This window comes from Aquimarina agarilytica ZC1 (genome assembly GCF_000255455.1).
GTDB lineage: Bacteria > Bacteroidota > Bacteroidia > Flavobacteriales > Flavobacteriaceae > Aquimarina > Aquimarina agarilytica.
In genome coordinates, this window is the sequence record NZ_JH621303.1 from 1 (window position 1) to 14,890 (window position 14,890).

Genomic DNA, 14,890 nt, shown 5'->3' on the forward strand with positions numbered 1-14,890 from the left:
CCGAAGAATCTGCTAACCAAGCTGAAGAACTAAGAGGACAAGCCGAAGAATCTGCTAACCAGGCTGAAGAATTGAGAGGACAAGCCGAAGAATCTGCTAATCAGGCGGAAGAACTGAGAGGGCAAGCCGAAGAATCTGCTAACCAAGCTGAAGAACTAAGAGGACAAGCCGAAGAATCTGCTAACCAAGCTGAAGAACTAAGAGGACAAGCCGAAGAATCTGCTAATCAAGCTGAAGAATTAAGAGGACAAGCCGAAGAATCTGCTAACCAAGCTGAAGAATTAAGAGGACAAGCCGAAGAATCTGCTAACCAAGCTGAAGAATTAAGAGGACAGGCCGAAGAGTCTGCTAACCAGGCGGAAGAGTTTAAAAACCAAGCAGATGAAATGCAAGGACATATTGAAGAAACTAAAGGTGAAATAGAGTCTAGTCTAGATGAAATTGAAGGTGCATTAGAAGCAACTAGCTCTTTTGCTGATGAAAAACAAGGAGAGATAGAAGACCTTAAAAACCAAAGTGAAACAGATACTGGTCTTATTGAAGATTATAAAAGAGAGGCTGAATCTTCTAAAGATGAAGCTGCTAATGCTGAAAACGAAGCTAATAATGCAAAGGATAACGCAAGAGATGCAGAAGATGAAGCACAACAAGCTGCTACTCGAGCTCAAGCGATATTGCATCAGATGGATTAAAAAGAGCAAGTACATTATTAAGGGTGACATAGAAATCACCCTTATACTCTTATCTATTTCAATTCCAAAAACTAAAAAAAATGAGTTCAGATATAATAGGTAGCATGAATGCTGCAATTCAAAAAATCAATTCCGCCAAAACAGCTATACAACAAAAAGTAGCAAATGGAGGTGGAAGTAATACTACAAATAAAACCCGAGACTTTGGCCTACAAGTTGGAGAACAGGGAATTTTTGAGAAAAAGAGCTATGATCGTGATTTCACTAGAGGAATTAGTGATTCAGGTACTCTTCTTGATCGTCAAACTAAGTTTAGTAGTAGTTCTACATATCGACCAATTGTAGGTAAAAATATTTTTGACCCAAATAACCGAAAAATTACAGGATCCAATATCTCCGTTACAGAAAATGGTAAAGAAATTTTCAAAGACGAATGGAGCCATGAATCTAAAGAAAAAGAAAAGTCCTGGTTAAAAAAACATTCCTCTGCTAACCTAAAAGGATTTGGAGATGGTGTTTCTCGAGAAAAATCAGTTTTCGGTGCAACTTTTGAAAATGAGAACAACAAACTTCAGGTAGATGCCATTGGAGGAGAAATAGGTGGTGGCTATAGCGGAGGATTTAAAAATGGAGCGTTTAACGCCCAAGCTCATGTCAATGCAGAAGCGTATCTTCTTAAGGCCGAATATGAAGGACGTTATGGCCCTGCCTACGGTAATGCAGAAGTTTTTGTGGGTGCAGAAGGTACTGCAAAGTTAGAAGCAAACTTTGATCCCAGAAGCGGTGATATAAACGCTGGAGGAAAAGTAGAAGGTTTTGCCGGAGGAAAAGCAGAAGCTAGTGCGGGTCTGGAAGGCGACAACGGTAAACTAGGTGGAAACGCAGGAGTAACCTATGGTATAGGTGGTGAGCTAGGAGGAGACATCGGGATGAAGGATGGTAAAGTAAAAGCTAAAGTCGATATAGGGGCTACAGTTGGTTTAGGCTTCGATGTTGGTTTTGAAGCTGAAGTAGATGTAAAAGAGACTGGAAAAGATCTTACAGGTTGGATTCCAGGAACTCCTTGGTAACAAAATGTAAATTATTATGACTATAAATAAAGAAACAGCAGAAAAAAAGCTATTGACCTATACCCACTTAGATTACAGCATTAAGATGGATGCCAATTGGGAGGTAAAAAAAATAAATGAAAGTCAAACCTTTTTCTTTGGACCAAAAGTAGGTAAAGCAAGAGTAGGATTCTACATTACTTCTATAAATAAGGATGGAAAAGATTATTTGTATGCTGCTGAAAGAATAAAAGAAGATCAAAGTTTAGAAAAAGACTATAAGTTAATTGAAGAGTCAGACTTATCAAAAAATGGGTATAAGGCATTTATGCGTAGATCCTATTGGTACAATGAAGAAATAGACATGAGTCTATTTGTTAGAGATGTTTTTACAGAATCTACAAATAAGATCTTTATTCTTTCATGCTCCATACCCAACTCCCCAGAGTTAGCAGGCATTGATAAAACCTTAGTGCAAATGATGAATTCTTTTAAATTCAGTCTAAGTTAAGTCAAAATGCATATCACTCATTATTTATGGGCAATGAGCACACTGTTTTTTTATTTAAATGCAGAATATGTTCATTGCTCACTTTTTTTGAAGATTGATAAGAATATTGAAAAATATGAAGTTCTAGATATTCAATCCAATAAAAAAATTATTGGGTCCGGATATAGCATAATGATTCCGAATAATTGGGTAGCTAAACAATTAGATTCTAATCAGGTGTTTATAAAAGGAGCTAAAGTGAACAATGTTTACTCCGCTATATACATAACCAAATGGCCAAAAAATGGTAAAAACTATATCGATGCAGCCAACAGAATGAAAATTCAGCAGTCCAAGAATATTGATTATACATTATTAAGCGAAAAAGATATCTCTAAGCTAAACTTGAATGCACTGTTAAGACGTTCATCTTGGTATTCTTCTAACATCAATATGAAATTATTTATTCGAGAGATATATACTCAAAATGACACTGATATTTTTATAATTTCAGCTTCTATCCCTATGGTACCGGATTTAGAAACTCTAGATGAACATATGGTATCAATCTTAAGTACTTTTAAATTTCTTCCATAGTAAATTAAATCAGCTTAATGGCATTTCTACAAGTTAACAAACATTCCCAAATTTTATACTTCTATTTTGTAATCTTTATATCATTATGCTCATGCCATAATGCAAACTCTCAACAATCTCAAATAAGAGCAAAAATCCAAGGATGGTCTGGAAAAGTTGATTTTGGATTCGATATTCTAAGTAACCTATTTATTAATCCCACTGTAGGTTCTGGAGAGAACAGATTTAATATTGGATCTTCATTAAATATCCAAACGATTTATAATGAAGGAAAGTTTAGTTGGCTAAATGATTTAAATATAGATTATGGTATACAAAAAAATAGTACTAGAAGAGGTGATGAATCCAATATAGAAGATAATAAAGCTTTTAAAAAAAACATTGATAATCTATGGGTTAATGACAAGTTTCTATACAGAACTTCTTATTTCTCCAAGTTTTATTATTCAGCAGACTTATTTTTTAATTCTCAACTAACTAAAACTTATGAAGACAACTATATTACCGACATAACAGACTCTGGACAGCCTATATCCAATTTTTTATCGCCTGGATTGCTTCAGGCTTCCTTGGGTTTAGACTTTTACCCAAATGATTACTGGTCTATTTTTGTATCACCACTATCTTATAAATCGATATTAGTACTTGATGACGAAATTGCAAACAACTTAGCTACAGATAACGCTGGAGATTTTTTAGGAAGTCTACATGGAAATCAATTCACAAGAAATACTGATGGGACTATTAATTTTCAAAATTATAATAATCAATTTGGGGCAGCTGTTAGAATTACATTCAAAAATGAGTTTTCGAAACGCTTATTTATATATACAAATTTGCTTTTATTCTCTAATTATGGGAAAGAGCCAGAACATATTGATGTAAACTGGAGAAACGAGATTAGTTTTTCTTTTTTTAAGGGTTTTAGACTATCGTTACTATCTTCACTTAACTACGACCATGATGTTTTTGTACAAATTTCTGATAACGATGCCCCATCAGGTTTTAGTGGATTTGGAAGAAGAATAAGTTACTCTCAACAATTAGTATTTAAATACAGTTATAATTTTGATTCAAATAAAAAGACAATCAAATTGCAACGGTAAAACAAAAGTCTAATTCAACTAAAGGAATTATATTTAATCAACATATTCCAAAATATCACCGGGTTGACAATCTAAAGCCAAACAAATTGAATTCAATGTTGAAAAACGAATCGCTTTTACTTTTCCTTGTTTTAATATTGATAAATTTACTGTTGATACTCCTACTTTTTCAGAAAGCTCTTTTAATTTCATTTTTCGCTTCGCCAACACCACATCTAAATTAACTACAATAGCCATTTTCTATATTTATACTATTAACGAATTCTCAATTTCATTCAATAAATAATGATGATTACTTTCATTTTTTCCCGATGAATAAATTTGGAATAGAGTTACTGAATTAACAGTCATTAATGATTCATTTTCAATATCTTCAAAATTTATATATAAATTTTCTCCCCAAGATTTAAATGTAAATTTTGTAGTTGCTAAAATTTCAAATTTTTCTTTATTAACCTCTACTAAATTAAAGTCGGAATTATTAATCACATCTATAATTTTTTCAAACATTAAACCTTTAAGAATATCAAAAATGTATTCTCTATTAATCTTTGCTGTTAATGGATTATATTGATTAATTAAATAATTCTTGAATAAAAGTTTTTTTCTTATCAATAAATTAAAAAGAAAAAAAACTATAATTAAAATATTTGTACTAATCATTACAGTATCATCAAATGTGAAATAATAAGAACGCCAGCTCAAAATAATTATAAAAAGTACTGCTACAAAAATATGTTTGAAATTTTTCATCAAAAAAATAATTCTTAGTACAAATAAACAAAAAAATAATGAATAACAAATAATAATTAATGTTTATCATTAAAAAATAAAATATATTACTTTTCGATTCTTATATTATAATAACTGCAACTACAATAAAAATATTTTTTAAAATGTCGTTCACATGATGCTTACTCATTTATAATTTGTTTGAATCAGATAAGGCGTTTCACTACTCATAATCATCCTCTAGTAATTAACAAAATAAATCAACTCCTAACCCACTATTAACTTTAAAAATTACGAAACTAACAAAATTGCCTTAAGTTGATTATATATTCCTTAATAATGAGCAGTATTTCCTGCTCTTAATTCCATTATTGATCTTATTTTAATACTTGATAAATTTCACATCTTCAGTAAACTCAACGTTTCCGAGTTTTTGGTTAGTGAAATTTAGATAAAACGAACTGTATATATTCTAACAATCAATTCAACTAAAAATCAATCAATTATGACAAAAAAGTATTTAATGAAGAAACGAAAACATGTCTCCAAATGGCCTACACTACTCTTCTTTTTTATTTGTTTCACTACACTATTTCATGCTCAAACCCTAAGCTTAAATGGTACGGTAACAAACGAATTAAACCAACCCTTACCAGGAACCAATATTGTTGAAAAAGGAACCAATAACGGAGTTGTCGCTGATTTTGATGGGAATTTCTCTATTGATGTAGCTAATAATGCTGTTTTAATCGTCTCATATATAGGATTCACTACTCAGGAAATCCTTATTAACAATCAAACTAATTTACAAATTCAACTAACAGAGGATGCTGCTGCACTTGATGAAGTTGTAATTATCGGTTATGGATCTCGAAGGAAAAATGACGTAACAGGTGCTGTTAGTACAGTTAAAAAATCTTACATAAAACAACAAGCAGCAGGTGATGCAACTCGTGCTTTACAAGGAAGTGCTTCTGGTGTTACCGTAGTTGCATCAGCTAGACCCGGCGAACAGGCTCAAGTTCGAATTCGTGGACTAGGTACAATAAACTCTAATGAACCTTTATATGTTGTTGATGGGGTTTTTGGAGCTCAACTCCCCCCTACCAACCAAATTGAATCCATGCAAGTTTTAAAAGATGCAACATCTACTGCTATTTACGGATCTAGAGGGGCCAATGGAGTGATTTTAATTACCACTAAAACGGGAAGAGTGGGACAACCTGCTAAAGTTGAATTAAATATTAGAACTGGTATAGGAACTGCAAATTCAAAATATGACCTTATTACAGATCCTGCTTTGATTGGACAACAAATTTGGTTAGAACAAACCAATGATGGTATTACGCCCAATCATGCTCATTTTAATTTTGATCCCAATGACATTAGAGCAACTACGGTAAATGATTATTTATTTCCAAATGGTGGGTCCATAGGAGATCCAGCAACTGATCCCTCTTTATATGTTGAACGCGAGTACCCAATTTCACTTACCAATCAAAATGGTACAGATTGGTTAAAGGAACTTTATCAACCTGCTCCTATAACCGACATTACACTTTCCGTTACGGGAGGTTCTAAAAAAACTAGTTATGCATTAAGCGGTAATTATTTTAAAGAAGAGGGAGTATTGAAATATAATTCATTTGACAGGTATGCCTTTAGAGCCAATACAGATTCTCAAGTAAAAGATTGGTTAAAAATTGGACAGCGACTAGGTGTTATTATGACACAATCCAAAGGAAATACCGCTGGTTTTAATACTATTATAGAAACCAGTCCTTTAATCCCTGTACGAGATATTGCTGGAAATTTTGCAGGTGGTATTGTTGGTGGCGGATTAAACGATGGACCAAATCCTTTGGGGAATAATTTTAGACAACGAAAAGATGAGCGAACTGCCTTAACTGCTACTGGCAATTTTTATATGGAAATAAATCCTATAAAAAACACAACATTCAAATCCCTTTTTGGATATAATACCACATGGAATTCTAATCACGATCCTCGATTTGCAGATCCTGAAAACACTAATGGTACCACTGGTAACTCACTAACAGAAACTAGATCCAAAAACTTAACTTGGAACTGGACCAATACCATCAGTTATAATAAAACATTCAATGAACTTCATAATTTTGAATTGTTACTTGGAACAGAGGCTACACGATTTGAATTTGATCAAATAAGCGCAGGGAGAGAAGGATTCATTTCCACCGACGATGATTTTTTTGTATTAAGTTCTGGCTCAGAAAATCAAACAAATGATTCCGATGCTACTGCTTGGGCATTGAACTCCTATTTTGGTAGAGCTTACTATTCATATGATAATAAATATATGGTAGAGGCTACTATCCGAAGTGATAGATCATCCAGATTTGGAAAAAATAGTAAATGGGGTAATTTTCCAGCAATTTCTGGTGGTTGGGTCATTTCAAATGAAGGCTTTTTAAATGATAGTAATTGGATAGATCATTTAAAATTAAGAGCTGGTTGGGGGCAATCTGGTAATGATCGAATTGGTGATTATAATGGATTTTCAACTTTTGGTTCAGGACTTGGTGCTTCTTTTTATGGGATTGGTGGTGCCGATGGAACTATTGTACAAGGTTTTCAATCAACAGCTATTGGTAACCCTAATGCCAAATGGGAAACCACCACTAGTACCAATTTTGCCATTGATGCTACTTTATTCAATCGCATAAATATGACACTAGATCTCTGGAAAAAAGATACTTCGGATATGCTATTCCCAGTTGAAATACCAGCTGTTGAAGGAATTGCAAATGCGCCTTCCGTAAACATTGGTGATATGGAAAATAAAGGAATAGACTTAGAGTTAAGCTATAACGGAGGCGGAAATAACGATGGGGATTTTAAATATAGTCTTGGCTTTATTTTCTCTAAGTACAATAATAAAATCAAAAAATTATCTAATAATGATGATGATTTTATTGTAGGAAGAGAACAACGCTCACAACGCTATACCAGAGCTGAAATAGGTACCTCTTTTCCTGAGTTTTTTGGATATATAGTTGATGGTATATTTCAAACTCAAGAGGAAGCAGACTCACATGCTCCAAATGGAAATTACAATCAACCCGGAAACCTTAAAATAAGAGACTTTAACGGGGATGGAGTAATTACAGCTGATGATAGAACCTATATTGGAAACCCAAACCCTGATTTTACTGCTGGTTTAAATATTAAATTGGAATACAAAAATTTTGATTTTTCCGCTAGTTTATACACAAGTCAAGGAAACGATGCTATAAATTATTATAACCGCTTTACAAGGTATGGCCTTTTTCAGGGTCCCAAAAGTGCCGATAGATTATTTCGTTCTTGGGGAAGTCCTTATTTGGACAACAATGCCAATGCAGTACTACCAAAAGCTTCTTCACAAACTAGCTTTGAACAGAATACTCACTCTGACTTGGTCGAAGATGCTTCATTTATCCGTTTACAAAATGCGCAATTAGGCTTTAATATTCCACAAAATATATTAGATGACATGAATATTTCATCCATGCGTATCTACCTTATGGCCACCAATTTATTTACTATAAGTGATTATTCTGGTTTAGATGCCGAAGTAAGTGTAAATAGAGATAATCCGGATGAAAATATTGAAATAAATAGAGGTCTTGACCTTGGCAACTGGCCAGCACCAAAACAAATTATAGTTGGTCTTGATATAAAATTATAAAAAAATTAAACTTAGAAAAAGATGAAGAAAATATATTTAAAAATTGGACTATTAATTGTTTACGGATTACTATTCGGATCATGTAGTAAGGATTTTATTGATGAAAAACCCAAGGGAGAGGTTAGTGAAATTATATTAACTAATGAAAAAGGTGTCAACCTACTTTTAGTAGGTGCATACTCCAGAATAGATGGCTATGCAAGTAATGAAGCGGGTGATACCGGTGGGGCTTCTGCTACAAATTGGGTATGGGGAGATGTCCCTTCCGATGATATGCACAGGGGTGATCAAACCGGTGGCTGGGCTCCTATAAACCTTATTGAACGATTTGAAGTTGACCCTTCCAACCCATGGATAAATGAATTATGGGCTGCAAATTTTGATGGTATAGCCAGAGCTAATGATGCTTTAAGAATATTGCAATTGGCAAAAAGTGATATTGAAACAAGCAATGCTAATCAACTAGAATCTGAAGCAAGATGGCTTAGAGCATGGTACTATTTTCAGTTGCGTTCTAAAATTGAAAAAGTGCCCTACATTACTGAAAATATGGACGCTAAAAAGGTCCCTAATGATCGTGAAATTTGGGATGACATCGAAGCTGACCTTCAATGGGGTATTGATCATAATATGGATGAATCTCCCGAAATTGGTCGGGCTTCTCGTTGGGCTGCAAAAGCATTAAAAGCTCGGGTACATTTATTTCAACAAGAATATTCAGAAGCCAAACCTTTATTAGACGATATCATTAATAACGGTCCCTTTTCACTTATGGATCATTTTTATGATAATTTTGATGAAGAAAAACAAAATAATGCCGAAAGTATATTTGAAGTTCAATATACAGTAAACGATGGAGCTGGCGAGGATAATGCTGGTCTAGATCATAGAACTTTATTTCCTAGAGGGCCAGATGTTGGCTTATGCTGTGCTTACAGTGCGCCTTCATTTAACTTATTCAATGCATTTAAAGTTGATGCCGATGGTCTCCCTTTATTAGATAATTTTCAAGATGATTTATTGTTAGAAGATTATGGTAAAAAAAATACCGAACTATTTACCCCAACCAATGTAGCTTTAGACCCTCGAGTTGATTGGACAATTGGTCGAAGAGGTATTCCTTTTTTAGATTGGGGGCCAATGTCTGGAAGTGATTGGATGTTAGACCAAGCTGGAATGGGCCCATTTCTTAATAAAAAAATCATGTTTTATAAAAGAAACTTTAAAACGATATCCATATCCAGTCCCACATGGTCACCTGGTCTAAACGGTAACAATTGGCGCTTATTTAGATTAAGCCATATCATTTTATGGAGAGCCGAAGTTGCTGCTGCAGAAAACGATCTTGAAACTGCTAAAAACATGGTAAACATGATTCGTGAAAGAGCACAAGATGATTTGGTTATGGGAAAAATCAACAACACTACATTTGAAAGTGGCTATGTACTTGATGTTGATGAAAATCAACCAGCTGCAAATTATAACCTAGGCTTATATAATTCTTTCCCAGATGTTACTTATGCTAAAAAAGCAATTTACCATGAAATGCGTTTAGAATTTGCTCTTGAAGGAATGCGTTTCCAAGACCTTGTACGCTGGGGCATAGAAGAAGAAACTATGACCAAATACTTACAAACCGAATTATCCGATGGCAAACTTCCTTGGTTACAAGGGACTTCATTCAAATCCGGAAAAAATGATCATTTTCCTATACCCCAAACTCAAATAGACTTACAACCCGGTATATTAACCCAAGATCCTGCATATTGATATTTATGAATTAATAGAGTATCTATTAAGTTTAGTTATTTTGTTTGGAAGCGACTCTTTTTATTTTGAGTCGCTTTCTTCATTTTACTATTCCTGTAAATTCATTCAAGAACTGGTTTAATATCAGTCAAAGCATTTATAAATAGATCTATAATTTATAAATAAGTAGTATTTATACTACTAAATAAAATCTATTCCAAATAGAATGGTATATTTATTAGATACTGAAATTCAAATGAATAGAAACATAAAATTTTATATTGGAAAATTATACCTCCTAAGTATATGGCTATTTTGTATCAAAATTTTCGCGCAAGCTCCAGATTTAAAGTTTGAACATTTTACAGATGATAATGGACTATCGCAAAGCTCTGTAATGAAAATATTGCAAGATAACGAAGGCTACCTATGGATGGCTACTCCTAATGGACTCTATAAATACGATGGAAAAACTTATCGTATTTTCCGTCATGAATCCAATAATTCCAATAGTTTAATTAATAATTCTGTATTTGAACTTGAATTAGATGCATCGGGTAACATACTCATTGGAACTGGAAGAGGTTTAAGCAAATTTGATAAGGTAACCGAAACATTTTCAAGCTTTCCAAAGGTGTTAAGCAATAAGCGTATCAGTGCTATATACCCTGAAAAGGATGGTTCACTTTGGGTAGGGACTCTACATTCTGGTCTTTATTACTTTAAAAAAAATGATAAAATAGGGAATCAACCTATACACTATGTACACCAATCTAATCAGCCTTCAAGCATTAGTAGCAATCAAATTCACTCTATAACTAAGGATAATGAAGGGAACTTATGGGTGGGTACTGTAAATGGCTTAAATAAAATGCCACAAAAATCTAGCTCAAATTTTATTCGGTTTAAAACACTAAATCAAAGTGTTAAATCTCTTTTTTTAGATCCTAAAAATAGACTCTGGGTTGGATTAGAAGGACTTTTACTTATTTGTATTGAAGACCCTGACAATTTTAATTCAAAAGAACAAACTAATTTTAAACAGTTTGATTTTAATATTAAACTTACTGGTAAGGTTGAATATGGTGGATTAATCACAATTAATCTAGCTGCAGATGACAATCTTTGGTTAGGAATTCACGGAGTAGGATTGTATTGGTTTAACACAAAAACTGGTGCCTATAAATTATATGCACCCAGTGTGCTTAACAACCAAAGCTTGAGTAGCAAAAACATAGAAACCATATTAGTTGATCGTTTTAAGGTACTTTGGGTAGGTACCGAAGAAGGTGGCTTGAACAAATGTGATTTGAAAAAAAAAGAGATCAGTTCCTATACTAAAAACCCCTTATCCAAAAACTCCTTAAGTAATCCATCTGTAAATGCCATAATTAAAGATGAAAATAATACTGTTTGGGTGGGAACGGAAAATGGTCTTAATCATATCCATTTTAATAAAGAAAATATAGAACAGCCTAAGTTTAAACATTATTATCCAGATAATGAATGGGCACATTCTGAACAAGTAGTTCAAAAACCCATTTGGTCTATTTTAAAAGATAGTGATAATGATTACTGGATAAGCAGTACCGATGGTATTACTCATATGAAGTTTGACCACAAAACAAAAAAAGCTAGTTTTAAACAGACTAAATTTAATGAAATGATCGAAGTTTTTTCTTCGATGCAAGATAGCGAGGGAACATTATGGTTCGGCTCTTTTATTAACGGATTAATCAAATGGAAAAAAAAGAGATTACCAAATAGTAATGTATTCGATTTTTCTAATGCTACATACTATTTACCAAATAAAAATGATAAACATAGTATTAGCGGAAGTGAAATAAGTTGCATTTTCGAAGATCGTAGTGGCCATATTTGGGTAGGTACCTTACATGGGGGTTTAAACCTACTTATACCCGGTAAAAATGGGCAATCTGATACTTTCATTTCCTACCAGCACGATCCTAAAAATGCCAATACGCTCAGTAATAATTCAGTTTTTTCCATTCATGAAGACAAAAAAGGAAATTATTGGATTGGTACTTTTGGCGGTGGATTAAATAAAATGACATTCCCTAAAGTATTCGGAAAATCACCACACTTTGAACATTTTACCGAAAAAGAAGGTTTAGCAAACGATGCTATTTATGGCATCCTTGAGGATGAAAATGAAAAATTATGGATAAGTACCGATAACGGCATTTCTTGTTTTAACCCAACAACTAAAAAATTTACCACTATTAATAAAGAGGATGGATTACTAAGTAATAATTTTAGGAAAAATGCTTATTTTAAAAATGATAATGGTTATTTATTTTTTGGTGGACTCAAGGGGTTAAATGTTTTTCATCCCGATAATCTAAAACATAACCTTATACCTGCTATACCTAAAATAACAGCTTTTAAAATTAAAAATGAAGCAGTAAACATAGGTCAAAAATTTAATGATCGTATCATTTTAAATCAATCATTATCTGTAACTGACAATGATGATAAAGTCGTTTTAAAACATAACGAAAATGTACTTACATTTGAATTTACAGCACTTCATTTTGCCGCTCCAGAAAAAAATAATTACTTATACAAACTTGAAGGCTTTGATGAGGATTGGAAAAACTCAAAAAAAACATCTTTTGCGCACTATACTAATTTATCACCAGGCGACTATGTTTTTAAAGTAAAAGCTTCTAATAATGATGGTATTTGGAATGAAAAATATGCAAGTTTAAGTTTTTCCATTACGCCTCCTTTTTGGCTTACAATATGGGCGTACTTAGTTTATTTTATAGTTTCAATTGCCATTTTTCTTGCTTTAAGATCCTATTTCCGATTAAAAGCAAAAGAAAGAACAACGATCAAAGTCCAACATGAAATTGAAAAAGCTAACAAATTAAAACTTCAATTTTTCACCAATATATCTCACGACTTTAAAACTCCTATTGCTATCATAATAAATGTATTGGAAGAGGTATTAGATAGTTTTGATATTAGCAATTCAATATATAGAAAAGTAGGTGTAATGCAGAAAAATGCTGAATATTTATTACGATTGGTGAATCAATTAATGGAATTCAGAAAAATTGAGGTTGGAGAAACAAAATTAGAGGCCACTAAATCGAATGTTATTCATTTTGTAAAACAGATCACCTTTTCCTTTAAAGCCTTGGCTTCAAAAAAAAACATAAACCTTTCTTTTGTTAGTGAATTAAATATTTCGGAAGTCTGGTTTGATTGGGATAAACTTGAAAAAGTATTGAATAACTTAATTTCAAACGCAATAAAGTTTACACATCCTAAAGGTAAAGTTACAGTACGCATATACAAACCAAAAGACAATTCAACTATTGATATTAAGGAAAGAAAAGTAAAATCTGAATATATCTGTATTGAAATTAAAGATGATGGTACCGGAATACCTCACGATCAATTACCACATATTTTTAAACGGTTTTATCAAGTCAATAAAACCGATCATACTATTTCAAAATCAGGTTCTGGAATTGGCTTAGCAATCACCAAAGATTTGGTGGACCTCCATCATGGTAGTATCGAAGTAGTTTCTAAAGTCAATCTAGGAACTTGCTTCACTTTAAAACTTCCTGCTACCAAGGCACATTTATTGCCCGAAGAAATTACTACATTTTCTGAACCTAAAAAACAAGTGATTCGAGAAGTATCGACTATACCTACTAACAAAACTGAAAAAGTTAAAAAAAGTGGTAATCTTAAAGAAAAAACTGTACTAGTCATTGATGATAATGAAGATATTCGAACTTTAGTTAAAAACATATTAAAAGATAAGTACCGTATATTAGAAGCTGATACCGGTAAACGTGGTTTACAAATTGTTTTACAAGAATTACCCGAACTTATCATAAGTGATGTGCTTATGCCCGAAATGGATGGTATTGAATTTTGTCATCAATTAAAATCAAATATTCGTACCAAACACATCCCAATAATATTACTCACGGCATTAAACTCCGTAGAACATAGAATTAAAGGAATTGAATCTGGCGCAGATGCTTATATTCCTAAACCATTTAAAATGAAACTCCTCCTCATTACCTGTAAAAAGCTTATTGAATCTAGAGAAGCTATGCGCATAGGCTTCCAGATTGAACACCAATTAACACCTCAAAAAATTATTCTTGATTCTGAGGATAAGAAATTTTTAGATAAAATAATGGAACTCATGGAAACGCATATGGGGAATGAAAACTATTGGATTGAACAATTAGTTTCGGATATGAATACCAGTCGTTCCACTTTTTCCAGAAAACTAAAAAAGTTAACTGGTCAATCTCCTAATGACTTTATTCAAAGTATTCGTTTAAAAAGAGCCGTTCAACTTTTAGAACAAGAAGAATTAAGCATCGCAGAAGTTAGCTATAAAGTAGGTTTTAATGATCCTAATTATTTTGGAAAGTGCTTTCGTAAGCAATTTGGAGAAGCTCCTTCTCGCTACCTATCAAAAATTGGTGCCTAAAAAACAGATGCTTTATTCGTATTTTTTTGAGCTTTTTTTTGAGGAAAAACACCTGTTAATATTTTTGTTTTAAACAAATTAAATCAAATTTACTAGGTAGTCCACTTAAGAGAGTCGCTATTTGGGATGATGTAAATGAAAAAGAAATAGAGTTAATTACCAATAATACTGGTTTTTTATTTGATTTTAAATTTCTACCAATATAGCAATCTATGTAACCATCCGATCAACTACACTGTAATATTTTCTTGATATCCGGGAAGTAGTTCTTCAA

10 protein-coding genes are annotated in these 14,890 nt (G+C 32.8%); 8 read left to right on the top strand and 2 right to left on the bottom strand.

The features are described 5' to 3' along the window. The 5 genes from KQA_RS0217595 to KQA_RS0217615 form a co-directional block, all read left to right on the top strand. Positions 1–692 (top strand): hypothetical protein (locus tag KQA_RS0217595; protein WP_010182923.1); only part of this gene is annotated, 692 nt, incomplete at its 5' end. 80 nt (positions 693–772) lie between these two features. Beyond that, positions 773–1,762, top strand: coding sequence for a hypothetical protein (locus KQA_RS0217600; RefSeq protein ID WP_010182924.1), 990 nt, complete (start codon positions 773–775; stop codon positions 1,760–1,762). A 16-nt stretch (positions 1,763–1,778) separates the two neighbouring features. Next, on the top strand, positions 1,779–2,252 hold the full coding sequence (locus tag KQA_RS0217605; RefSeq protein ID WP_010182926.1) for a hypothetical protein: 474 nt from the start codon (positions 1,779–1,781) through the stop codon (positions 2,250–2,252). Between the two features lie 6 nt (positions 2,253–2,258). Further along, on the top strand, positions 2,259–2,828 hold the full coding sequence (locus tag KQA_RS0217610) for a hypothetical protein (RefSeq protein ID WP_010182927.1): 570 nt from the start codon (positions 2,259–2,261) through the stop codon (positions 2,826–2,828). A gap of 17 nt (positions 2,829–2,845) precedes the next feature. Beyond that, positions 2,846–3,934 (top strand): DUF3078 domain-containing protein, encoded by a 1,089-nt coding sequence (locus KQA_RS0217615; RefSeq protein ID WP_010182928.1) that lies wholly within the window; start codon positions 2,846–2,848, stop codon positions 3,932–3,934. A 33-nt stretch (positions 3,935–3,967) separates the two neighbouring features. On the opposite strand, the gene KQA_RS0217620 is transcribed toward KQA_RS0217615, so the two are convergent. Beyond that, positions 3,968–4,171: a helix-turn-helix domain-containing protein gene (locus tag KQA_RS0217620; RefSeq protein ID WP_010182929.1), complete on the bottom strand. Its 204-nt coding sequence runs from the start codon at positions 4,169–4,171 to the stop codon at positions 3,968–3,970. Positions 4,172–4,180: 9 nt separating this feature from the next. After that, positions 4,181–4,687, bottom strand: coding sequence for a hypothetical protein (locus KQA_RS0217625; RefSeq protein WP_010182930.1), 507 nt, complete (start codon positions 4,685–4,687; stop codon positions 4,181–4,183). 502 nt (positions 4,688–5,189) lie between these two features. Here KQA_RS0217625 and KQA_RS0217630 point away from each other — a divergent pair. The 3 genes from KQA_RS0217630 (at position 5,190) to KQA_RS0217640 (ending at position 14,616) form a co-directional block, all read left to right on the top strand. After that, on the top strand, positions 5,190–8,375 hold the full coding sequence (locus tag KQA_RS0217630; protein ID WP_010182931.1) for a SusC/RagA family TonB-linked outer membrane protein: 3,186 nt from the start codon (positions 5,190–5,192) through the stop codon (positions 8,373–8,375). 21 nt (positions 8,376–8,396) lie between these two features. Continuing rightward, complete coding sequence (locus KQA_RS0217635) at positions 8,397–10,145, top strand: RagB/SusD family nutrient uptake outer membrane protein (RefSeq protein WP_010182932.1); 1,749 nt, start codon at positions 8,397–8,399, stop codon at positions 10,143–10,145. Positions 10,146–10,380: 235 nt separating this feature from the next. Further along, complete coding sequence (locus KQA_RS0217640; protein WP_232285924.1) at positions 10,381–14,616, top strand: two-component regulator propeller domain-containing protein; 4,236 nt, start codon at positions 10,381–10,383, stop codon at positions 14,614–14,616. Positions 14,617–14,890: the final 274 nt, after the last annotated feature.

What these genes read in the sequence shown, in the direction of transcription:
- KQA_RS0217600 (WP_010182924.1), top strand. Translation starts at nt 773, where the DNA reads ATGAGTTCAGATATAATAGGTAGCATGAATGCTGCAATTCAAAAAATC.
- KQA_RS0217605 (WP_010182926.1), top strand. Translation starts at nt 1,779, where the DNA reads ATGACTATAAATAAAGAAACAGCAGAAAAAAAGCTATTGACCTATACC.
- KQA_RS0217610 (WP_010182927.1), top strand. Translation starts at nt 2,259, where the DNA reads ATGCATATCACTCATTATTTATGGGCAATGAGCACACTGTTTTTTTAT.
- KQA_RS0217615 (WP_010182928.1), top strand. Translation starts at nt 2,846, where the DNA reads ATGGCATTTCTACAAGTTAACAAACATTCCCAAATTTTATACTTCTAT.
- KQA_RS0217620 (WP_010182929.1), bottom strand. Translation starts at nt 4,171, where the DNA reads ATGGCTATTGTAGTTAATTTAGATGTGGTGTTGGCGAAGCGAAAAATG.
- KQA_RS0217625 (WP_010182930.1), bottom strand. Translation starts at nt 4,687, where the DNA reads ATGAAAAATTTCAAACATATTTTTGTAGCAGTACTTTTTATAATTATT.
- KQA_RS0217630 (WP_010182931.1), top strand. Translation starts at nt 5,190, where the DNA reads ATGAAGAAACGAAAACATGTCTCCAAATGGCCTACACTACTCTTCTTT.
- KQA_RS0217635 (WP_010182932.1), top strand. Translation starts at nt 8,397, where the DNA reads ATGAAGAAAATATATTTAAAAATTGGACTATTAATTGTTTACGGATTA.
- KQA_RS0217640 (WP_232285924.1), top strand. Translation starts at nt 10,381, where the DNA reads ATGAATAGAAACATAAAATTTTATATTGGAAAATTATACCTCCTAAGT.